The sequence below is a fragment of the Enterobacter cloacae complex sp. 394I7 genome (assembly GCF_057320345.1).
Map to the genome: position 1 here is coordinate 550,549 of NZ_JBXWCR010000001.1, position 20,844 is coordinate 571,392.

At 50.3% G+C, this 20,844-nt stretch carries 20 protein-coding genes, 2 tRNA genes and 2 pseudogenes; 16 read left to right on the top strand and 8 right to left on the bottom strand.

The annotated features are described in order from the left end of the window. The first annotated feature begins 11 nt into the window (after window positions 1-11). Window positions 12-2,066, top strand: a complete 2,055-nt coding sequence (gene helD, locus AC2FAP_RS02595) for a DNA helicase IV (RefSeq protein WP_252069742.1) — start codon at window positions 12-14, stop codon at window positions 2,064-2,066. Between the two features lie 59 nt (window positions 2,067-2,125). Here the strand turns inward: helD and mgsA are convergent, their stop codons facing one another. Next, window positions 2,126-2,584, bottom strand: a complete 459-nt coding sequence (mgsA, locus tag AC2FAP_RS02600) for a methylglyoxal synthase (RefSeq protein ID WP_020884788.1) — start codon at window positions 2,582-2,584, stop codon at window positions 2,126-2,128. An 80-nt stretch (window positions 2,585-2,664) separates the two neighbouring features. Continuing rightward, complete coding sequence (csgI, locus tag AC2FAP_RS02605) at window positions 2,665-3,327, bottom strand: curli synthesis inhibitor (RefSeq protein ID WP_032679662.1); 663 nt, start codon at window positions 3,325-3,327, stop codon at window positions 2,665-2,667. Between the two features lie 172 nt (window positions 3,328-3,499). On the opposite strand from csgI, the gene AC2FAP_RS02610 reads away from it, so the two are divergent. Beyond that, window positions 3,500-3,916 carry a CoA-binding protein gene (locus AC2FAP_RS02610; RefSeq protein WP_025204532.1) on the top strand — a complete coding sequence of 139 codons (417 nt, stop codon included), beginning with the start codon at window positions 3,500-3,502 and terminating at the stop codon, window positions 3,914-3,916. Window positions 3,917-3,950: 34 nt separating this feature from the next. Here the strand turns inward: AC2FAP_RS02610 and hspQ are convergent, their stop codons facing one another. Further along, a complete protein-coding gene (gene hspQ, locus AC2FAP_RS02615; RefSeq protein ID WP_013097248.1) occupies window positions 3,951-4,268 on the bottom strand; it encodes a heat shock protein HspQ in 318 nt (105 codons plus the stop codon). Between the two features lie 60 nt (window positions 4,269-4,328). After that, entirely contained in the window at window positions 4,329-5,519 is a 1,191-nt protein-coding gene (gene rlmI / locus AC2FAP_RS02620; RefSeq protein ID WP_485452835.1) for a 23S rRNA (cytosine(1962)-C(5))-methyltransferase RlmI, read from the bottom strand. A gap of 175 nt (window positions 5,520-5,694) precedes the next feature. On the opposite strand from rlmI, the gene AC2FAP_RS02625 reads away from it, so the two are divergent. Genes AC2FAP_RS02625 through yccX form a run of 3 tightly spaced genes read left to right on the top strand, consistent with a single transcriptional unit; the run spans window position 5,695 to window position 7,344 of the window. After that, window positions 5,695-6,252: a kinase inhibitor gene (locus tag AC2FAP_RS02625; RefSeq protein WP_047357174.1), complete on the top strand. Its 558-nt coding sequence runs from the start codon at window positions 5,695-5,697 to the stop codon at window positions 6,250-6,252. Between the two features lie 7 nt (window positions 6,253-6,259). Beyond that, complete coding sequence (locus tag AC2FAP_RS02630) at window positions 6,260-7,051, top strand: helix-turn-helix transcriptional regulator (protein WP_252069743.1); 792 nt, start codon at window positions 6,260-6,262, stop codon at window positions 7,049-7,051. Between the two features lie 11 nt (window positions 7,052-7,062). Continuing rightward, complete coding sequence (yccX, locus tag AC2FAP_RS02635; RefSeq protein WP_020884783.1) at window positions 7,063-7,344, top strand: acylphosphatase; 282 nt, start codon at window positions 7,063-7,065, stop codon at window positions 7,342-7,344. Here yccX and tusE read toward each other — a convergent pair. Together tusE and yccA are read right to left on the bottom strand one after the other, a co-directional pair. After that, window positions 7,341-7,670, bottom strand: a complete 330-nt coding sequence (gene tusE, locus AC2FAP_RS02640) for a sulfurtransferase TusE (RefSeq protein WP_020884782.1) — start codon at window positions 7,668-7,670, stop codon at window positions 7,341-7,343. The genes yccX and tusE overlap by 4 nt on opposite strands. An 88-nt stretch (window positions 7,671-7,758) precedes the next feature. Further along, window positions 7,759-8,418, bottom strand: coding sequence for an FtsH protease modulator YccA (gene yccA / locus AC2FAP_RS02645; protein WP_014169445.1), 660 nt, complete (start codon window positions 8,416-8,418; stop codon window positions 7,759-7,761). A gap of 269 nt (window positions 8,419-8,687) precedes the next feature. Between yccA and AC2FAP_RS02650 the strand changes: the two genes are divergently transcribed. The 3 genes from AC2FAP_RS02650 (at window position 8,688) to AC2FAP_RS02660 (ending at window position 10,769) form a co-directional block, all read left to right on the top strand. Further along, a complete protein-coding gene (locus tag AC2FAP_RS02650) occupies window positions 8,688-10,316 on the top strand; it encodes an ABC transporter substrate-binding protein (protein WP_485452836.1) in 1,629 nt (542 codons plus the stop codon). 144 nt (window positions 10,317-10,460) lie between these two features. After that, window positions 10,461-10,548, top strand: a tRNA-Ser gene (locus AC2FAP_RS02655). A gap of 133 nt (window positions 10,549-10,681) precedes the next feature. Then, window positions 10,682-10,769, top strand: a tRNA-Ser gene (locus AC2FAP_RS02660). A gap of 109 nt (window positions 10,770-10,878) precedes the next feature. Here the strand turns inward: AC2FAP_RS02660 and AC2FAP_RS02665 are convergent. Beyond that, on the bottom strand, window positions 10,879-11,130 hold the full coding sequence (locus tag AC2FAP_RS02665) for a DUF4942 domain-containing protein (RefSeq protein ID WP_305963117.1): 252 nt from the start codon (window positions 11,128-11,130) through the stop codon (window positions 10,879-10,881). Window positions 11,131-11,774: 644 nt separating this feature from the next. On the opposite strand from AC2FAP_RS02665, the pseudogene AC2FAP_RS02670 reads away from it, so the two are divergent. From AC2FAP_RS02670 to AC2FAP_RS02705, 8 genes and pseudogenes are all read left to right on the top strand, one after another. Further along, window positions 11,775-12,235, top strand: a pseudogene (locus tag AC2FAP_RS02670) (type VI secretion system ATPase TssH); the annotation flags it as partial. Window position 12,236: 1 nt separating this feature from the next. Beyond that, complete coding sequence (locus tag AC2FAP_RS02675; protein WP_252069745.1) at window positions 12,237-12,878, top strand: hypothetical protein; 642 nt, start codon at window positions 12,237-12,239, stop codon at window positions 12,876-12,878. Beyond that, window positions 12,875-13,087, top strand: a complete 213-nt coding sequence (locus tag AC2FAP_RS02680; protein WP_052445441.1) for a hypothetical protein — start codon at window positions 12,875-12,877, stop codon at window positions 13,085-13,087. Before AC2FAP_RS02675 ends, AC2FAP_RS02680 begins: the two co-directional genes overlap by 4 nt. Window positions 13,088-13,272: 185 nt before the next feature. Next, complete coding sequence (locus AC2FAP_RS02685) at window positions 13,273-16,128, top strand: type VI secretion system Vgr family protein (protein ID WP_479435787.1); 2,856 nt, start codon at window positions 13,273-13,275, stop codon at window positions 16,126-16,128. 461 nt (window positions 16,129-16,589) lie between these two features. Further along, the gene (locus tag AC2FAP_RS02690; RefSeq protein ID WP_485452837.1) at window positions 16,590-17,240 is read left to right on the top strand and encodes a hypothetical protein; all 651 of its coding nucleotides are present in this window, start codon (window positions 16,590-16,592) and stop codon (window positions 17,238-17,240) included. Next, on the top strand, window positions 17,219-18,604 hold the full coding sequence (locus AC2FAP_RS02695) for a lipase family protein (RefSeq protein WP_449541552.1): 1,386 nt from the start codon (window positions 17,219-17,221) through the stop codon (window positions 18,602-18,604). Before AC2FAP_RS02690 ends, AC2FAP_RS02695 begins: the two co-directional genes overlap by 22 nt. Next, window positions 18,597-19,385 (top strand): hypothetical protein, encoded by a 789-nt coding sequence (locus tag AC2FAP_RS02700; protein WP_449541553.1) that lies wholly within the window; start codon window positions 18,597-18,599, stop codon window positions 19,383-19,385. The genes AC2FAP_RS02695 and AC2FAP_RS02700 overlap by 8 nt, the downstream gene beginning before the upstream one ends. A gap of 27 nt (window positions 19,386-19,412) precedes the next feature. Further along, window positions 19,413-19,653, top strand: a pseudogene (locus tag AC2FAP_RS02705) (PAAR domain-containing protein); the annotation flags it as partial. Between the two features lie 234 nt (window positions 19,654-19,887). On the opposite strand, the gene AC2FAP_RS02710 reads toward AC2FAP_RS02705, so the two are convergent. Further along, window positions 19,888-20,838, bottom strand: coding sequence for a PDR/VanB family oxidoreductase (locus tag AC2FAP_RS02710; protein WP_449541554.1), 951 nt, complete (start codon window positions 20,836-20,838; stop codon window positions 19,888-19,890). Window positions 20,839-20,844: the final 6 nt, after the last annotated feature.

The window sequence follows — 20,844 nt, forward strand, 5'->3', positions numbered from 1 at the left end:
TTCGGCTGGACATGGAACTGAAAGCAACATCATTAGGCAAACGCCTGGCGCAACACCCCTACGACAGGGTTGTCCTCCTTAATGCCGGAGTGAAAGTCTCCGGAGAACGCCACGAATACCTCATTCCGTTTAATCAACTGCTGGCTATCCACTGTAAACGCGGGTTGGTCTGGGGCGAACTGGAGTTTGTCCTGCCTGACGATAAAGTCGTGCGTCTTCACGGTACCGAGTGGGCTGAGACCCAGCGCTTCCATCATCACCTGAATATGCTCTGGCAGCAGTGGAGCCAGGATATGAGCGTGATTGCCGCTCAGGTACTGCAGCAGGTACTGGATGATATTGCACAAAGTAACGAGCAACAAACGTGGCTCACCCGCCAGCAGACGGCCGGGTTGCAGCAAAAGATCAGGCAGGCGCTGGCGGCACTGCCGTTATCCGTGACGCGTCTTGACGAGTTCGACAATTGCCGTGACGCCTGGTGTCAGTGTCAGGCCTGGCTTGGCGATACAGACAAGAGCCGGCTGGCGCACAACCAGGCGTGGACAGATGCCATGCTGACCCGTTATGCCGACTTTTTCAGCACGGTTGAATCTTCACCGCTTAACCCTGCACAGGCGCGCGCCGTGGTTAACGGCGAGCAGTCCCTGCTGGTGCTGGCGGGTGCCGGAAGCGGCAAAACGTCGGTGCTGGTGGCCCGTGCGGGTTGGCTACTGACAACGGGTGAGGCTGTTGCCGACCAGATACTGTTGCTGGCGTTTGGCCGTAAGGCAGCCGAGGAGATGGACGAACGCATACAGGAACGCCTGCATACACGGGATATTACCGCCAGAACTTTCCATGCCCTGGCGCTGCATATTATTCAGCAGGGCAGTAAAAAAGTGCCTGCCATCAGCAAGCTGGAAAACGACACGCAGGCGCGTCAGGCGCTGTTCATCAAGACGTGGCGTCAGCAGTGCAGTGAGAAAAAGGCGCAGGCTAAAGGGTGGCGTCAGTGGCTGGAAGAAGAACTCAACTGGGACGTACCGGAAGGCAATTTCTGGCAGGATGAAAAACTGGCTCGTCGCCTGGGCTCTCGCCTCGACCGCTGGGTTAGCCTGATGCGGATGCACGGCGGATCGCAAGCCGAGATGATTGAAAGCGCGCCGGAGACGATCCGCGCCCTGTTTTCGAAGCGGGTTAAGCTGATGGCCCCGATGCTGAAAGCCTGGAAATCCGCGCTGAAAGAGGAAAATGCCGTCGATTTCTCCGGTTTGATCCATCAGGCCATTATCATTCTTGAGAAGGGCCGTTTTGTCAGCCCGTGGAAGCATATCCTGGTGGATGAATTCCAGGATATCTCGCCGCAACGTGCCGCGCTGCTCTCGGCGTTAAGGGCGCAAAATAAACATACCTCGCTGTTTGCGGTGGGCGATGACTGGCAGGCTATCTATCGCTTCAGCGGGGCACAGCTCTCCCTGACAACTGCATTCCATCACTATTTTGGCGAAGGCGATCGCAGCGATCTGGATACCACCTACCGCTTCAATTCCCGGATTGGTGAAGTTGCCAACCGCTTTATCCAGCAGAACCCGCATCAGCTGGCAAAACCGCTAAATAGCCTCCGGGCCGGGGACAAAAAAGCCGTTACCCTGCTGGCGGACGATCAGCTGGAGCCGCTGCTGGACAAACTGAGCGGCTATGCGAAGCCGGATGAACGTATTCTGGTGCTGGCACGCTATCACCATCTTAAGCCTGCGGCGCTGGAAAAAGCCGCGACCCGCTGGCCGAAGCTGCAGCTCGATTTTATGACCATCCACGCCAGCAAAGGGCAGCAGGCCGACTATGTGATAGTGATGGGGCTCAAAGAGGGGAGCGATGGTTTCCCGGCTCCGGCACGAGAGTCGGTAATGGAACAGGCGTTACTGCCGGTCCCGGAGGATTTTCCGGATGCCGAAGAGCGGCGTTTGCTGTACGTGGCGATGACCCGCGCGCGTCATCGCGTGTGGCTGCTGTTCAACAAAGAGGAGCCGTCGGTGTTTGTCGATATTCTGAAGAGTATTGATGTGCCAGTGGCGAGGAAGCCTTAACGGGATAGCGGAGCGGTAATATTGCAGGCCCGGTAAGCGTGTCGCCACCGGGCAAAAAACTACTTCAGTCTTTCGGAAAGATAGCGCTGATAATCCGGGATCAGGATCTCAACCGGTGAGTTGAAGTGCGGGGATTCAATGATGAAATCTGCCGTCGACAGGTTCGTCGCCACCGGAATATTCCATACCGTTGCCAGACGCAGCAGGGCTTTGACATCCGGGTCGTGCGGAACCGCATTCAGCGGATCCCAGAAGAAAATCAGTACATCAATTTTCCCTTCAGAAATCTGAGCGCCGACCTGCTGGTCGCCGCCCATCGGGCCGCTCAGCATGGCATTGACCTCCAGACCCGTTTCGCGGTGGATCAGGTTACCGGTTGTCCCGGTCGCTGAGAGAGCATGCTTTTCCAGCAATGGCTGATGGCGGCGAACCCAGTTAAGCAGCATTTGTTTACAGTGATCGTGCGCAACCAGAGCAATGTGTTTGCGTTCCGGTAGCGTGCGTGTTGTCAGTTCCATAATCTTATCCATCAGGTTAACTGACTACACGATGACGGGAACCGCCTGACGCTGCAAGAGAAAGGCGAAAAAAATGTGGCTTATGATGAAGGTTGTTGCTTCACCCACTGTAAAAAACGGGCCCGGGTCTCAGGATCGGCCTGCTGGAACCAGAATTTAAGACGCTGTTCCGTTAACGTCTGGGACTGTGGCGGAATAACATCCAGCTCTGAGACACCGGACAGCAGCGTACTGTCGTCGGCCATCCTGGTGGCAAACTGTGGAAGGGAAGCGCGTTTGCCCGCCTTGTTATAGATTTCGGTCGCGGCCTCGTAATCGGTGCCTTTCGGGGACGAGGTTAACGCCAGAATATCGAGTTTTACCGGAATCGGCATTGAATCTCCGTCCAGCAGTTCAAGGCGCGGAGAGGCGTCAAAGGCCGCCGACTCTTTTTCGGTTTCAAGACGCGGGAGGGTAATGTTCACCTGACTGACCCGCTGGGTATTAAAGCTGACAATCAGCGGCGCAGAGATATACATGCGTTGTTCATGATTAGCGAGGCCGATGGTTTTTTCTACCCGCAATACCAGCTGGTGTGGCCCATTATCAAGTTCGATGCTGTCCGCACCGCGCAACAAGGAACTGGACACTTTTTTTCCGTCCAGCACCAGCAGATCAATATCCGTTGTAAGCCGTAGCGTGGTCGCAAAGACGCAAACTGGCATCACTAATGCAATCACAGCAGTGGCAATGCCGGTTTTCATAGAGGGCTCCTGTTGAAATGACTCGGCCGCGGTAATGTATCCAAATATTTCGATAATCACGTTTACTAACATATAGACATATTCTGCCGTTTTGCCCTCATGCATCTGCATGGGATGCATGGTTGAGATGTGCGCTTTGACGTACACTCATAAAAAAGCCTGGAGGAAAACCATGAAAGAGAACGAAATTGCCGAGATTCTGACATCGACGCGCACGATTGCACTGGTAGGGGCAAGCGATAAACCGGATCGCCCAAGCTACCGGGTGATGAAATACCTTCTCGATCAGGGCTATCACGTCATCCCTGTGTCGCCGAAAGTGGCCGGTAAAACCTTACTGGGTCAGCAGGGATACGCCACGCTGAACGAGGTACCTGAAAAAGTGGACATGGTGGATGTTTTCCGCAATTCCGAGGCAGCGTGGGGAGTGGCACAAGAGGCCATCGCCATCGGCGCGAAAACGCTGTGGATGCAGTTGGGTGTCATTAACGAGCAGGCGGCGGTGCTGGCGCGAGAAGCCGGTCTGACGGTGGTAATGGACCGATGTCCGGCGATTGAGATTCCCCGTCTGGGGCTGGCGAAGTCATAAAAAAAAGCCCGTTTATCGGGCTTTTTTTACACGCTTAGTTCCGCAGGCGCGGGGCCTGTAACTGTTTGCGGATAGTCTGAGCAAGTTCATCCATCGTGGGTTGCTCTGGATGCTCATCCTGCAGTTCGCTACTCAGCTGCGCTTCAGCAAGGTAGGTGTGAACGGGTTGTCCATCATCCCCCTCCATCACCACATGATACCAGGGCGCGGCGCGAAGCTCTGCGTTAACCGCCAGCTCATCCGCTGACGGTTCATCAAGGGAATACTCCGGGTCGATATCCACGACCACACCCAAATACCCTAGCAAAGTGTGGCGGACCTGCTGGCCGATACCGAATTTGCTGGCAATCATAGTCACCTCCCGGGAAACACTACTTACACGTTATGTGCGGGCAATATTTCTCTTTTCAAGTTACATGACGCGACAGGCAAACCCTTTCAGATACAGCCCTTCCGGGTAGGTAGCGATCACCGGGTGATCGGCTGCCTGACGGAACTGTTCTATAAATTGTACATCACGACCAGCATCTATTGCGGCATCAGCGATGATTTTCTGAAATAAATCTGTGGTCATCAGGCCGGAGCAGGAGAAGGTGAGAAGCACTCCACCCGGGTTCAGCAGCTGGATGGCCAGCATGTTGATATCCTTATAGCCGCGGCAGGCACCCATCAGCTGACTTTTGTTCTCCACAAACTTCGGTGGATCCATCACGATGACGTCGAATTTCTCGCCCTGATCGCGATACTTACGCAGCAGCTTGAAGACGTCATCACGAACAAACTCGGCTTTGCTCAGATCCAGCTTGTTCAGCTCGACGTTTTGTTTCGCCACGTCCAGTGCTTCCTGAGAGGTATCAACGCTGACAACCTGGGCACAGTCGCCCATCAGCGCCGAGACGGCGAAACCGCCGGTATAGGAGAAGCAGTTCAGCACGCGTTTGTCGGCAACATACTGGCGAGTGGCCAGGCGGCTGTCACGCTGGTCCAGGTAGTAACCCGTTTTATGGCCGCCCTGGATATCCACCAGCAGCTTCATACCGTGTTCTTCGATTGGCAACAGGGCAGGCGGCAGTTCACCGGTGACCGGACCTTGCGTCAGCTCCATGCCCTCTTTTTTACGCACTGCCACATCGCTGCGGTCATAAATGGCGCATTCCGGGAAAACCGATTGCAACGCGCTGATCAGCGCAGCACGTTGATATTCAGCCCCTGCGCTTAACAGTTGCAGTACCAGGAAGTTACCGAAGCGGTCGATCGTCACGCCAGGCAGACCATCGGACTCACCGGCAATCACACGGTAGCTGTCCAGACCGTCACGCTTTGCCAGCCACTCACGCCACTGCTGCGCCTGCTGTAAACGACGAACGAAGAAATCAATATCGATCGTTTCATCTTTATCAAAGGTCCAGACGCGAGCGCGGATTTGGGACGCTGGCGAATATGCGCCTCGCGCTAACCATTTCCCCTGATGGTCAACGATATCGATGGTCTCTCCGAGGCTGGCTTTGCCTTCCATACGGGCTACTGCACCGGAAAAGACCCAGGGATGGCGGCGCAATAATGACTTCTCGCGCCCTTTGGCTAACACTAAACGTACACTCATAATTTGCTATTCTGTCGATTCCAGGGAAATGGCGCGTAGAGTAGCACATTCAGCAAGTCGCAATCATCTGCGGATGCCTTTGAGCGTTTCGGCACAAAATCAAATCGCTTAGGCACAGTACTGCACTGCGGTGGGCTTTACAGTAGGGTTTCCGGTACAGCAAAGGGAAACACAAATGAGAAAGCGCCTTGCGATAGCAGTAACTACCCTGGCGGTGGTCAGTGTTCATGTTTTAGCGGCATCGTCTTTCACCATCAGCAGTCAGGATCTGGCCAGTGAACGCCCGTTGTCGCAACAGCACGTGTTTGACGGGTTTGGGTGTCACGGTGGGAATCACTCTCCACAACTGGCGTGGAAAAATCCGCCTGTCGGGACGAAAAGTTTCGCAGTCACGGTATTTGACCCTGATGCCCCTACCGGAAGTGGATGGTGGCACTGGACGGTGGTCAATATTCCCCTCCAGACGCTGACGCTTCCCGCCGATGCCGGAAACCCGAAGGGGGAGACATTACCGGCCGGGGTTGTGCAGGGGCGTAATGATTTCGGTTATTCTGGTTTCGGCGGCGCATGTCCGCCCAAAGGGGATAAGCCGCACCGTTATCAGTTTACCGTCTGGGCGCTGGATGTGGATAAATTGCCTGTCGACAGGAATGCCAGCGGCGCGCTGGTGGGTTTTATGCTTAACAGTCACGTCCTGGCAAAGGCCAGCTTAACCGTTACCTACAGCAGATAAGGATGGCATGGTGCAGGGAGTCCAGTTTCAACATAAACATTTGACGGCTGGTGAAGTGAGTGCCAGTAAAATGCATCACCTGCACCAGGTTAAACTCTTTCTTCCTGCCATTTGCCATATCACTCACGGCAGTAAAGTGATTGTTCAGGACGATAACCGCCTGGTGGCGACGAAAGCGTCGCTGATCATTATTCCCGCCAATATGCCGCTGGAGATCATAAATCAACCCGCGAATGGTCTCTTTCGCTCTGACTTATTGATGTTGTCACCGGAGCTTCTGGCGGAGTTTAAAACGCATTACCTGAAATCCTGGCCGCGCACAGAATTACATTCCCTCTGTGCTCCCCTGAGTGAGGGGCTGGCATTTATGTGGGGTAACCTGCTGCATGCCGTGCGTCAGGATTTACCGGCGGCGTTACAAAAGCATCAGGCTTTCGGCCTTTTGCTGGCATTGTTACATGACGGCGTCGCAGGGCCGTTGCTTATAGAGCGTAATAGCCACCTGTCCGAGCAGGTGCGGCAGTTCATCATGCTGTCGCCCGCTAGGGCCTGGACTGCACAGGATGTTGCCAGCCGCTTGGCATTGAGCGTGCCGACACTACGCAGACGGTTACGCGAAGAGTCGCAGAGTTTTCGCCAGATTGTTGAGGAGGTGAGGATGGCCGTTGCGCTGTCACACTTACAGTCAACCCGGTTACCTATTGGCGAAATCGCATTACAATGTGGTTATCTTTCCAGCTCTCGTTTTACTGCCCGTTTCCGGCAACATTATGGCTGTTTGCCGAAAACGCTACGTTAAGGAGTAGAAAAATGTCAAAAATCTGCACAATTGCCTGGGTACACGGCATGGTTCAGGGCGTCGGATTCCGTTACAGCACGCAGCGCGAAGCTATGCAACTGGGGCTCACTGGATACGCGCGAAACAGGGATGATGGCAGCGTTGAGGTGGTTGCCTGTGGTGATGCGGAGCAGGTTGAAAAGCTGGTGGCGTGGCTGAAAGCAGGTGGGCCGCGCAGCGCGCGGGTTGATAAGGTTTTAACCGAACCCCATCAACCCGGCCGGGAATACGTTAACTTCGGTATTCGCTACTAAATGCATTTCACCGGTTTTGGCAGGCCGGCGATTTTGGTGGCCTGTTTTGCCGGGCCTTTCGGGAACAGGCGATACAGGTAACGGCTGTTGCCTTTCTCTTCACCGAATTTATTGGCCATTGCCTTGACCAGCATGCGGATCGCCGGGGAGGTGTTGAATTCGAGATAGAATTCGCGCACAAAACGCACCACTTCCCAGTGTTCCGGGGAGAGGGCGATACCTTCGTTTTCGGCGATTTTTTCCGCCAGCGGCTCGCTCCACTGGCTGCTCTCTTTCAGATAACCGTCGTTATCAGTTTCAATCTCTTTACCTTCAAAACTCAACATAGTCATTCACGCGTCAGTCAAAAACCGCAGCAGTGTACCAAAAAACAAAGCCCCGCATAAGCGGGGCTCTGGTTCACAGCATTGTTGATTAATCGCGGCTGGCGAAGCCCAGGATGCTCAACAGGCTGACAAAGATGTTGTACAGCGATACATACAGGCTCACGGTGGCGCGGATGTAGTTCGTCTCACCGCCGTGAATGATGTTGCTGGTTTCATACAGGATTGCGCCAGATGAAATCAGAATAAACACGGCGCTGATCGCCAGGTGCAGGGCAGGCAGCTGCAGGAAGATGTTTGCCACCATACCTACCAGCACCACCACAATACCTGCCATCAGCATACCGCCGAGGAAGGACATGTCCTTACGGGTGGTCAGCACGTAGGCCGAACAGCAGAAGAACACCAGCGCGGTACCGCCCAGCGCCATGCCAATCACGTCGCCCATACCGGCGGACAGATAGGCGTTAAGGATGGGCCCCAGGATATAGCCCAGGAAACCCGTAAAGGCGAACGCGGACAGAATACCCACCGGTTTATCAGCAGTTTTGTAGGTCAGGAACATCAGACCATACATCCCCACCAGCGTCAGGATCAGACCCGGTGACGGCAGCATCAGCACGGTGCTGGCAGTTGCGGTCATCGCCGAGAATGCCAACGTCAGGCTGAGCATGAAATAGGTATTGCGCAGCACCTTGTGGGTACTGAGTAGCGATGTGCGGTCGCGTGAAGAAGTAATTATACGATCCATGAGTCACTCTCTTATGACAGATGTAATTAGCGGAAAGAATAGGAAACGGCGCGCCAGTCTCAAAGTGGTTTTACCCATCTTTACTCAGGACGTTAGCGTTACTGCTGGTTGTTTATTCTTCAGAAAACCTTTTCAGCAGAATGAACAACGGTTTGCTTCATTTATTCAGATCAAGCTCTTATAGGTTACTGAAAAATATTGCGTTATTACACGTTGAGCGCTAAGTGTTATTTCCGGATCGTCAAAAAACAGACAATAAGGCGAAGGAAATGAAACCACAAGCACGCACGCGCTTTACACTCTCTTTGTTAACGGCAGGGATCCTGTGCGCCAGCACGGCGACCTGGGCGGCTAACGTGCCAGCAGGAACACAGCTGGCCGATAAACAGGAACTGGTCAGAAACAACGGTAATGAACCGGCCTCACTCGACCCGCATAAAGTCGAAAGCGATGTCGAATTCAATATTATCAGCGATATCTTCGAAGGGCTGGTTAGCGTTTCTCCGACTGGTGAAATACAGCCACGGCTGGCAGAAAAATGGGAGAACAAAGACAACACCGTCTGGACTTTTCATCTGCGTCCAGGCATCACATGGAGTGACGGCACCGCGATTACCGCGCAGGATGTGGTCTGGAGCTGGCAACGTCTGACAGACCCCAAAACCGCCTCGCCGTATGCCAGCTATCCGGGCAACATGCATATTGTTAACGCCGCTGATATCGCTCAGGGGAAAAAAACACCGGATACGCTGGGTGTAAAAGCCATTAACGATACCACGCTTGAGGTCACGCTGACTCAACCTAATGCCGCATTCCTTGCCATGCTGGCCCACCCGTCGCTGGTGCCGGTGGATAAGGTGCTGATTGGTCGGTTTGGTGATAAGTGGACCAAACCGGAGCATATCGTCACCAGCGGAGCGTATAAACTGTCGCAGTGGGTGGTTAACGAGCGCATCGTGGCGGAGCGTAACCCGCGCTACTGGGATAACGAACATACCGTTATCAATAAGGTGACCTATCTGCCGATCACCTCCGAGGCCTCGGATGTAAACCGTTTTAAAGTAGGTGAAATCGATATTGTTTATACGGTGCCGATCAACCAGTTTGCGCAGCTCAAGAAAACCCTGGGTAGCCAGCTGGATGTCTCCCCGCAGCTTGCCACCTATTACTATGAATTCAACACCACCCGGCCGCCGTTCAACGACGCGCGTGTACGTAAGGCGCTGAACATGGCGCTGGATAAAGAGATCATTGCCGGGAAGGTATTAGGGCAGGGGCAGCGTCCGGCGTGGCTTATCAGCCAGCCAGATATTGGCGGTGTGACGCTCCAGAACCCGGACTATGCCAGCTGGCCGATGGATAAACGAATCGAAGAAGCGAAAAAGCTGCTGGCCGAAGCCGGCTTTAACGCCAGCCATCCGCTGCGTTTTAACTTGCTCTATAACACCTCTGAATCGCACCAGCGCATCGCGATTGCCGCCAGCTCGATGTGGAAGAAAAACCTTGGGGTGGAGGCGAAGCTGCAAAATCAGGAGTGGAAAACGATGCTCGATACGATGCATACCCACGACTTTGACGCAGTGCGCTACGCCTGGATTGCCGATTACGACGATGCTGCCACTTTCCTGAACAACTTCCGTACCGGTGACAGCGAAAACACCAGCCAGTACAGCAATCCGGAGTATGACCAGGCGCTGGTGAACGCCGCGAAAGCCAAAACACCGGCAGAGCGCGGTAAGTTCTATCAGCAGGCGGAAGATTTGCTGGCGCGCGATGTGCCTGCCATTCCGGTTTATCACTATGTCCGCACGCACCTGGTCAAACCGTGGGTGGGAGGATTCACGCCGGACAAGCTGGGGTACTATTTCACCAGGGACATGTATATCAAAAAACACTGAGCATGAACGCTGAATTTTGTGCTGATAAAATGGCCGATACGTTGTCTATTCAACCGATTAAACGCGTTTTGGCTATTTTTAAAGCGAACGAATGCGGTCACTCTTTACAGCATGCGGAGAGGTGTTTATAGTTCGCCTCACTTAGGAAGTGTGGCCGAGCGGTTGAAGGCACCGGTCTTGAAAACCGGCGACCCGAAAGGGTTCCAGAGTTCGAATCTCTGCGCTTCCGCCAGACATAAAAGCCCTGCGATAGTCATATCGCGGGGCTTTTTGCTTTTAAGGGGCATGGATAGCCCCCGCAGAAAAAAATAGAAAAATTCCTGCTTTACAAGGCGCTAATAGATGTTTATAGTGCGCCTCACTTTGGAAGCGTGGCCGAGCGGTTGAAGGCACCGGTCTTGAAAACCGGCGACCCGAAAGGGTTCTAGAGTTCGAATCTCTACGCTTCCGCCAAATTTGAAACCCAGGTCGTTATGCGACCTGGGTTTTTTGTTTTTGTCGGTTTTCAGTATGCCATTGCCGTCTGGCTTGTGTCGGTGGGGCTAAGAATCCATCGGACGGATTAGTAACCGGCATCTGTTACATCTTGCTCCTGGTGTTCCAGGATAATGCCAGCGATGATGTCATTGGGGTTATCCACCCGTTCTGGTCGTTTAATGACGTGAGTCGTTCCCTTCTCAAAATAGTTAATAGCAAACATCTCATCTTCATCACGATTGCAGTGCCTGTTTTCATCAATGAGAGCATTCAGTCGTCTGGTTACATTTTCATGGTTATCGGATGTAGCCACACGATCTAAGGGAATCAGCTTCACAGGTACGCCCTTATGCATATAACTTACGGAACGATCGACACCCTTCCGAATTTTTTCAAGCTACACAGCAAAGGTTGTTGTTCAAGGTCGTACCCACTCCTCGAACGATACCTGAGATGTACATATCACGAGTACTGGGGCGAGGCATGCAAAAATCCCCTGCGATATTTGTTTTTCTGATGAAAATAATAAGACCCATTTAAATAAATAATAAAAATGGTGAAGGCCAGTAAATGTCGCCAATTTTTCACACAGGCAGGCACGTTCTGCCTTTCATTTTTTGATAAAAGTACAAAATCAGATATTTCATGTGATTGATGAGATTTTATACAAAGTTGTCCCTAAATTAAATTGATCACTTACTGTACACCCTTATTTCATAAGGGTTAAAGGGGTATGCAAGAAAATTCTTATAAATCAGAAAGATGATCTTTGGCTATCAGGATTTCTTTGGGAAGCATTTTGTTACATTTTTTGATTTCCGATCGGGTGGGGAACGTTCCTACACTTCGGCCATTGGGTCTTATCCGAAATTTTTTCATTTCAGACAAATACTCAAAAATAAATATTGTGTCGACATGCTGGTGAATGGAATGCGTCCGCTATTAATTCCGGGGGTTAATTTCCATCGAATGATGTAAACCGGCAGCGACCACCTGATGCAACTGCTGGATGAACAGCCGGACGCTACCGAAGGCGATCTGCAGGAGCTGCTGCGATTTTATGTGACCACTTCCAGCTGGCGCTGCTGGCCCGTTTCCAGACGGTGATTTACCGCCCGCTACATGAGGCTGCCATGCGCACCATTGTGGAAATGAAGCTCGCTCAGGTGAGCAAGCGCCTGCATCGTCATGACGGCTTGTCCACGAATATTGAAGAGAGCCTGTATGACGCTCTGACTGCTGCCTGCCTGCTGCCGGATACCGGCGCGCGTAACGTCGACAGCCTGCTCAATCAACAAATTCTGCCGGTGCTGAGTCAGCAGTTGCTGAGACACATGGCTGCGAAGCAGAAACCCGCTTCCCTGACTCTGGGATGGAGTGAGGAAGAGGGCATCGGGCTGGAGTTTGATGTGCGCTCTGGCTCTGTAATAGAGGGGGAGTGATATGGACAGCGCAAAAGAGATTGCCAGAGATATGCTTGAGGCCATTAATATCGATGGGTCCGGTTTTTGGGGGGCAATAGGAAAAGGGTTTATTTCATTTCCAGTCAGTCTTGCCTATCTGGGGTATGATTTCATTGATACTGAGCATCGCAGAGATAATCGGGATGATAAGTTCAGGCTGGCGCGATTAGTTAAAAAGGGTGTATTTAATCATCAGGTTATTGAGCAAATCATTAAGACCTCTCTCGAAGATTTTATTTCACGCATTCACGCCGAAAAGATATCTTCTATCGTGAAAAATGTTTCCGGTTCGTTCATGGGGAAAATGGCGTTTACTGAACTAACGGGGGTAAAGCTGGGCGAAGCAATAGTATCCAGAGGTGTATCAGCCTTTTTTGCTGGAAGTTTGGCGGGCTTATTGTTATCTGTTGGTGCTGAAACATCCAGAGCAATTTATACATCAAGAGACCTCGAAGACAGAAATCCTGTTTTGCACAATAAACTCCAACGTCTGGGTGACCTGGATCTTCTTTATTTTATTGTTGAAGATATCGTTAAGCCTTTTGATACAGCTTGTGAAATAGGAGACAGAAATCCTGCCGAGTTTGATAAAGTATGCGAATACTTTTTTGGAGGCTTATGAAAATCAAGGTGATTCTTCTGGTAATCCTTTCCCGATTAATTCGCGGGGCAGGGATGGGGCTGGGTGTTTCTGGTATTGCATTTACTATTTGGTTTTTTTTCTTATCTTCAAGCGAATCCAGATACATCTGGGGTATGTTTTCGATAGCAGAATTTTTTGCAGGCTATCTTATATATCGGTTTGCTTATACATATGTTTATGATGAATAACCTTACGGTTTTGTCATCCCCTGAAAATCAATCAGGAAGATATTTACAACGTCCTACCAACAGGCATAGAGATAATGTGGCTATACGGTGGAGTAGCTAAATAAAATAATTTAAACCTTATATCGTTGTCTTTCTTTCCGTCACTGGTCATTAAGGATGTAGAAATATTACACGGAGTCAAGAGCGTGAGTCTGACAGATACATTGAGCAGTTTAATCTATACCCCGCTAAGCCGTTACCAACTGGATATTCCGTCGTGTGCGGCAAATATTGACGTGGAAGGTTTCAGCGGCTCAGAAGCGATGAGTTCACTGTACAAGTACACCATCAACTTCACCAGTGCCGACAAGAACATTGATGCCCGGCAGATGCTGAGCAAGCCAGCGACGCTGACCATGGGGGCGGGTAATCTGCTTTCCCTGACGGCGCGCAAGGTGGTTCACGGAGTAGTGACGCATTTCGAGCGTACGGGCGGTTCAGCGGATGAAGCGCAGTACTGCATCGTGCTGGAGCCGTTTCTGGCGCTGTTGGGCAATCAGTTTCGTACTCACCGTTTCTTCGTCAACAAATCAGTGCCGGAAGTGGTAGAGCAAATTCTTGGCGAGCATGGTTTGAAGGGGTGGGAGTATGAATTCAAGCTTAAACAAACTTACCCAAAACGGGAACAGATAAACCAGTACAAGGAAAATGACCTGGAGTTTATCGAACGCCTGCTGGCCGAGGTTGGGATTTTCTATTTCTGCACTCTGCAGCCGGACACGCAAACTGAAGTGGTGCACTTTGCTGACAAGCAGAGCGCCTGGACGTTTGGCAAATCGCTACCTCTCAGCAGCCCGTCAGGGATGAATGATAATGCTGCCGAATCGGTGTGGGGCGTTAACGTTCAGCAGAACGTGGTGGAGCGTTCTGTCACGGCCAGTGACTATAACCACCGTGAAGCCCAGAACATCCTGACTTCAGTACCGGCTGACATGACCCGCGGCGACGGGGAGGGGAATACTTACGGTGATGTGTATCACTACCGGCCACGTCACCTTGAACGTGGCGATAAAATCACGCCGGCGGCAGAAACCGGTAACTTCTGGGCGCGCCTGGAGCATGAGCGCTTTCTGTCCACCCAGACCACGGTAACCGGCAGCAGCACCGACCACACCCTGGGGCCGGCGCAGGTGCTGACCATCACCGAAATGGCTATCCCACCAACACTGCCCCGCGAAACGGAGAACGGTGTTGTTATTATCCGCACTGGCTACTCTGCCAGCCGTAAGAATGCCCTGAAGGTGGCATGGGTAGCGATGCCTTACTACGAGAACCGCTGCTGGCGTCCTGCTGCTAAAAAGCGCCCGGTGGTCAGCGGCACCCTGACGGCACGAGTGACCAGCGCCAAAGAGAACGATATCTACGCCTGGCAGGATGCATCAGGTATGTACCGGGTGAAATTCGACGCTGACCGCGACGACAAACGTCAGGGCATGGAAAGTATGCCGGTACGCTTTGCCAAACCTTATGGAGGCGACAAGTACGGTTTTCACTTTCCGCTGATACAGGGTACTGAAGTCGCCATTGCGTTCCATGAAGGTGACCCGGACCGTCCATACATCGCTCACGCCCTCCACGACTCCCGCCACGTTGACCACGTCACTGAAGCCAACAGCACGCGTAACGTTATCCGCACAGCTGGCCTGAATAAACTGCGGATGGAGGACAAGCGCGGCGAAGAGCACGTCAAGCTCAGTACAGAATACGGAGGTAAGACCCAACTGAATTTAGGGCACAACGTTAACGCTTCCCGCGAACTTCGTGGCGAAGGGGCAGAGTTGCGCACTAACGACTGGGTCAGCGTTCGTGGTGGTAAGGGCATTCTGCTTACTGCAGATGCTCAGCCTGACGTCGGCAGTAAAATGCTTGAAATGGACAGGGCTGTAGAACAACTGGAGCAGGCACTCACGCTGGCGAGAAGCCTCCAGGCTGCTGCGAAAGGGGCACAGGCGACAGTATCTGACATCAACAGCCAAAAGACGCTAAACAGCTCACTGAAATATCTGAAAATGCCAGGAATGCTGGCCAGTGCTCCCGCTGGAATAGGCATTCTCAGTCCTGAGGCTGTCCGGCTTGCTTCAGGCGGGGCAAGTATTGGCCTCATGTCAGGTAAAAACACGGATATCAGTACCGGGCAATCGTTCACTGTAGCGGCAAGCGAGGCTGTAAGTTTGTTTGCACAGGCTGCAGTAATGAAAATGTATGCCGGGGCAGGGAAGGTTGATATTCAGGCGCAGGCGGATGCCATGAATGTCTCAGCATTACAGGACATCCTTGTTGCCAGTGGCCAGGGAAGCGTGAAGGTGAACGCCAGCAAGGAGCTGATTTTAAGTTGCTGTGGCGCTTATATAAAGCTTAGCGGCGGGAATATTGAACTGGGATGTTCGGGAAATATTTTACTGAAAGCGGCCAATGTTAACCAAACGGGACCTGCAACACTTGATACTCCACCTCTTACTTTCCTTAAGGGGTATGGCGGATCGTTTACTGTTACCGATCCTGAATCAGGGGATATCAAACCATTCACGAGTTATAAAGTAACCTCTCCAGATGGCGAGGTGCTTGAAGGAATATCTGACTCGTCAGGAAAGACTGCACCGTTTTACTCCTCGACACCGGGTAATGTAAAAATCGAGTTTCCACATGAGCAAAAGGATGAAGGACCTGGGCATTGGGTTACTGTTGATCATGATTATCACGGGGTGAAGAATACTGCAATTATGGCAATCAACCGCTTAACCTCTATGGGAGATGAGGGGCGTGTTTTTGGTTCTGAAGGGAAGGACTATATGAATACGAAAAGAGATAAGATTCAGGAATGGCAGCCTTTGCCATCTGATGTTACAGACGAGATGGAGCAGCAATCTGTAGTACATCGTTATGGCGAACAGCGAAAGATAACGCAAACTTTTCTAGAAGGTGACGATTCCTGGGCTGTTACGGGTCAGTCTTGGCACTGGCAACCAACGACCGCTGATGATATGTATGAGGGAAATAAATGAAGTTAAGATTAAATCAGAACTATATATTATATTTTTGGGGAGTGTTTGATCTCTTTTATATTGCCAGATTTATCTGGCTGAATATCTCTCAGGGACGAATTCCTTTAATTTCTGATATATTGTCTTTTAGCAATATTTATCCACAGCAAGAGTTTTATTCGCTAGTCCTTTTTTTATCTTCATTGCTGTTTAACATGTCGATTGTTTTTTCTGCTGTAATGCTTTTAAAAAAGTGGAAGTATGTGAATTGGATAGTTTATTTTCAAACACCATTCAGACTGTTCTTCATGATCCCTTCTATATCAATATTGCCATGGTTCTTCAAAACTATGTCAATCAAAGTTGGAGTGATATTTATTGCCGCTGTATTCTTTTCAGAGATAATTAAGATCGGGACATTTTATCTTACAAGAGAACAAGGCTCATAAATTTTTGTTACATCTGAATAAAGAGGGATATTTATGGCAGGCAGTTCATTAGTGACATCCGTGACACATACAGAGGCAAAAGCTACGGCTGGAAAGCAAAAACCCTACTGGATAGAATTCCAACTGGTTGATGAGCAGGGCGAACCTGTGGCGAATATGCCATGGACTGTGGAAAGTTCTCATCCAGTTACCGGGCCGGTGGAGGGATTCACTTATTCTGATCAGAGCGATACTGACGGGATAATTAGAGTCGATATGCCGCATGGGCTAGAACTGAGGTTGACGTTAGATGGCAATCAGCTGGCTACGGAAATGGAAAAACGTGCCTTACGTGTTAGTCGCGATGCGGAAAATGATTCTATTGTGCGTCCTGAAGCTGAAGAGAAAGGGTATATCTGGCACTATGCAGTTATCGGTGAACTTTGCCGTACCCTTCCCTCCGTTAAACTACGAAAAGGAGAAGTGTGGCCGCCATTTCATTTTCCTGCAGACAAGGTTATGAAAGGGTTGACGATAAGGTCAAATCAGCTTGAAAAACGTCATGTAATAGAAATATGCCCGTTCCGGGCGTGGGAAATTGTCTTACATCATCAGAAAGATTATTCGCTGGCTAATGCTATAAATTCAGGCGGAGGGGCTTGCCTGCATATGCAGATGATAATGTGTTTGATGAAAAATCAATAACCCGCTTTTTCATAAGTCAATGTCAGGACTTAAAGAAATTACCAAAGTTTCATAAAGTTAGCAATACTTACAATGCCCTTGTATGTGATGTTCCCTATAGCGATCGCTATAATCCACCGGTATTTATGGATACATCAAAAAATACCGGTGGATCTTCATCTGATGGCGGGAGCACTCCGAAAAATAATAGTAATACAGGCAAAGCCGATGGCGATACTCAGTTATATTACGTTTATAACTCAGATAAAGTCATAGTTTCATGGCGCGGCAGAGCAAGTTTATATGACGTTGGAACTGATCTTTCATTTTCTCCGGTAAATACTAAAACATGCAATATGGATAAGACAGCATGCACCGAATTGCTTTCGGCCGGAAAAGTTCATAATGGTTTTTGGAGTGGTTATTGCCGAGTTGAACGTAAATTTGATGACCAAATACTAGAGTTAGAGCAATTAGCTGGTGGCTTGAAATTGTTTATATGCGGCCCTAGTTTAGGCGGTGCATTAGCTTTGATCAACTCAGTGAGGCTAAGAAGTTTAGATCCAAAGATTTATACATATGTAATGCCTCGGACATTTACAAAAAATGTTGTCCAGCAGTTATCCGGCATAACTCACTACCGCCATGTTAATGACAATGACCCGGTTCCTGCTGTTCCACCTGAAGCTAATGTTGACAATGAGTTATACAATTTGTGCGGACCAGTTGGTGCATTATTAGGTATGACTTGGTCCGTAGGTGAATTGATGGCATATCAATTGAAATCTTGGGGGGATTGTTTTTGGCATCATGGGAAAATCGTTGCATTTTTCACGGCAACGCAATTTAGAGAATGGAAAGAGTGTAAAATTAGTTTTCCTGAACCAGCTGGATGTATAACTTTGAGTGGCCCGCTACCAATTACAGCAGAGCTTTATCTGGTACCATCATTTGCAGAGGTGGAATCTGAAGAAGCTGGGAAAAAACAGCATGAATATAAAAAATCATTAACGGCACATGATTTAAGTAAATATTTTCCTGAAGAGCAAAACCCATCCAGATTAGAGGATTTAACTTTTGGGGATCACTTCATGACATCTTATATGCCTTACATTAATAACAAAATTCTTGGTTTGATTGATAAAAAAGGTCTGAGTAAGAAGAAACACTTTACTGAGCATGCTGAAAATATTGTGAAATTTAAAGAACAAATTTCGGAAGATCAAAAATATATTCCCGGCACTGAGCTTAAGCGAAATGAATTGTTTCTCTTGTTGGAAGATAGGCTTGATGTGGCATTAAACACGACACTCTTAATGAAAGATGGTGGTAACGCTCTGGAACGTTTTGCTTTGTATGGAGAAGAGGATATGGAAAATGCATAAGTTGATAAAAATTATCGCTGTTTGTCTGTCTGCATTGATTTTGAATAGCTGTGCACATGCAATGGATAAAACACTCTCGCCGCCTTCTGACACGAAGTGGGTCAATATTGAAGTAAAAAACCCGTCTCAGTATACAAAACCCTTCCCGCTGGAAGTCAGATATATCTCGTATGAATGCATGAAAAAGAGAATCAGTGGATTTGATGGCTCAGTTGTCACAGAACCCAGCTATAACGTTATCGGGATCCCTATGATGCAAAGAAGTGGAGATGTTTGGGAAGCAAAAGTTGCTATGACTGGTGGCGGTTCATGCAAATGGACTTTAAGTGCAGTAAATGTAGGTATTGAATATATAGATGCGACTCATCTTGGAAAGGATCTCATCCCAGGCTCCGCTGTGGGCGTAACGGTTGTATTTGATGCTGATGCTTCTAGAAATGGGCAATTTGAAATTATAAGTGGAAATAAATTCAATTACACCCCTAAATATTACCCCGTATTAGAAAGGTGGAGTACTCAAAAGAACTCTACAAAATCAGATAAACTGAACTTGTTTGGGGAGAAAAGTTCCTTTTTTGATGTTCGTATGATTATAAAAGATAATGATGCTTGGGTGAATTACCATCCAACAATCGATGAGGATAAGAAAGTTGAGATGATGTTCCCTTATGAAAAGAAAAAAGGAGTGGCATTCACTTTTGTATATCCCAATGGTGAAAGGGTGTCATCGCGAGAAATAAAACCTGACTTTAAAAAACTTGATGAAATGAACGTTAATTGATTCTTATTTATTGTTCGAGGATTCAACATGACAAAAGGCTTGGTTTTGCTTGGTGACAAAACTTCTCATGGTGGAAAAGTGATCTCCGCCTGCTCCAATATTACTGTCGATGGGAAAAAAGCCGCATTAGTTGGCGATATGGCCAGCTGCCCGTTAGAAGGGCATGGAACTAATCCTATCGTGGAAGGATCACCGCACCTTTAACGGTCGCGCTGTTGTCGTCGATGGCTGTAAATGTCAGTGCGGTTGTATTGTAATTTCAAGTGCTCAGTACCTGCCAGGCAGAGCAGGCACCACTGCTTGCCAGGATGATGAAGTGTCAGGCCAGTTATGCTGCCATGAGGGATCGTTTTATCGTCCTGTCTGCTTTTTTTGGGGGGGATATCGGTGATTATGGACATGCTTTTTTCTCCGAAACCCGGTATGCCGTTTGTTTTGACTATCCGTGGATCCCGCCAAATCCGAAAACCCTGCGATAGCAATATCGCAGGGTTTTTTCGTTCTACAACCCAATCACCAGTTCCCCTGTATGGCTTCGCGAGCAGCACAGCGCCACCTGCTGGTCTGCCGCGCTTTTCTCCGCCTCCGACTGCACGCTATCCCGGTGATCCACTACGCCGTCGATAACCGGCGTCAGACAGGCACCGCAAATCCCCATTTCACAGGAGAGCGGTACCGCCACGCCGTTTTCCAGCAGCACCTGCGCGATAGTTTTGTCCGCCGGCACTGGCCAGCGCTCGCCGGTTGATGCCAGCTTGACTGTAAAAATCTCGCCCGTTTCATTACAGTCGGCGGGCATAACGGGCTGGAATGCTTCGCTGTGAAGATTGCTCTCCGCCCAGCCTTTCGCGAGGGCGACCTGATACACTTTCTCCATAAAACCTGCCGGCCCGCAGACCCAGGCGTGGAAACCGGGCGCTGGCGTGGGCATGTGCTCTGCCAGCGCAGTGCGCGGGCTGATGGTATGGATGACACACTCGCCGTGTTTAAATTGCATGAGTTCACGTGCAAACGCCGCGTTGCCATGCTCTTTAACGTAATAGTGCAGCGTAAACGGGGTGCCGGAAGCCTCCAGCTGCCGGGCCATCGCATACAAGGGCGTTATGCCTATCCCTGCCGCCAGCAGCAAGAAGCGTTCAGCCTCGTGCAGCGCAAACAGATTGCGCGGTGAGGAGATAAGCAGTTTCTGCCCCGGACGTAGCGTCTCGTGAACATAGCGTGACCCGCCGCGCGAGGCGGTTTCACGTCCTACGCAAATAAGATAGCTCTCGCTGTCGCTTGCGCCGGTCAGCGAATACTGGCGAACCAGCCCGCAGGGCAGATGCACGTCAATGTGCGCCCCGGGCTGCCAGCCCGGCAGGGCTTCACCGTATTCTGACACCAGCCTGATGGCGAGACTCTTATCCCCCTCACGCCAGAGACCGTCGACAATAACGCTTAACATTTCGCTCATCACGTT

Bases quoted from the DNA above. Each gene is read 5' to 3' on its own strand.
- yccX (WP_020884783.1), top strand. From the start codon at position 7,063: ATGTCAAAAATCTGCACAATTGCCTGGGTACACGGCATGGTTCAGGGC.
- AC2FAP_RS02630 (WP_252069743.1), top strand. From the start codon at position 6,260: ATGGTGCAGGGAGTCCAGTTTCAACATAAACATTTGACGGCTGGTGAA.
- rlmI (WP_485452835.1), bottom strand. From the start codon at position 5,519: ATGAGTGTACGTTTAGTGTTAGCCAAAGGGCGCGAGAAGTCATTATTG.
- AC2FAP_RS02700 (WP_449541553.1), top strand. From the start codon at position 18,597: ATGCATAAGTTGATAAAAATTATCGCTGTTTGTCTGTCTGCATTGATT.
- AC2FAP_RS02650 (WP_485452836.1), top strand. From the start codon at position 8,688: ATGAAACCACAAGCACGCACGCGCTTTACACTCTCTTTGTTAACGGCA.
- yccA (WP_014169445.1), bottom strand. From the start codon at position 8,418: ATGGATCGTATAATTACTTCTTCACGCGACCGCACATCGCTACTCAGT.
- mgsA (WP_020884788.1), bottom strand. From the start codon at position 2,584: ATGGAACTGACAACACGCACGCTACCGGAACGCAAACACATTGCTCTG.
- helD (WP_252069742.1), top strand. From the start codon at position 12: ATGGAACTGAAAGCAACATCATTAGGCAAACGCCTGGCGCAACACCCC.
- AC2FAP_RS02675 (WP_252069745.1), top strand. From the start codon at position 12,237: ATGGACAGCGCAAAAGAGATTGCCAGAGATATGCTTGAGGCCATTAAT.
- AC2FAP_RS02610 (WP_025204532.1), top strand. From the start codon at position 3,500: ATGAAAGAGAACGAAATTGCCGAGATTCTGACATCGACGCGCACGATT.
- AC2FAP_RS02710 (WP_449541554.1), bottom strand. From the start codon at position 20,838: ATGAGCGAAATGTTAAGCGTTATTGTCGACGGTCTCTGGCGTGAGGGG.
- hspQ (WP_013097248.1), bottom strand. From the start codon at position 4,268: ATGATTGCCAGCAAATTCGGTATCGGCCAGCAGGTCCGCCACACTTTG.
- AC2FAP_RS02625 (WP_047357174.1), top strand. From the start codon at position 5,695: ATGAGAAAGCGCCTTGCGATAGCAGTAACTACCCTGGCGGTGGTCAGT.
- AC2FAP_RS02690 (WP_485452837.1), top strand. From the start codon at position 16,590: ATGGCAGGCAGTTCATTAGTGACATCCGTGACACATACAGAGGCAAAA.
- tusE (WP_020884782.1), bottom strand. From the start codon at position 7,670: ATGTTGAGTTTTGAAGGTAAAGAGATTGAAACTGATAACGACGGTTAT.
- csgI (WP_032679662.1), bottom strand. From the start codon at position 3,327: ATGAAAACCGGCATTGCCACTGCTGTGATTGCATTAGTGATGCCAGTT.
- AC2FAP_RS02680 (WP_052445441.1), top strand. From the start codon at position 12,875: ATGAAAATCAAGGTGATTCTTCTGGTAATCCTTTCCCGATTAATTCGC.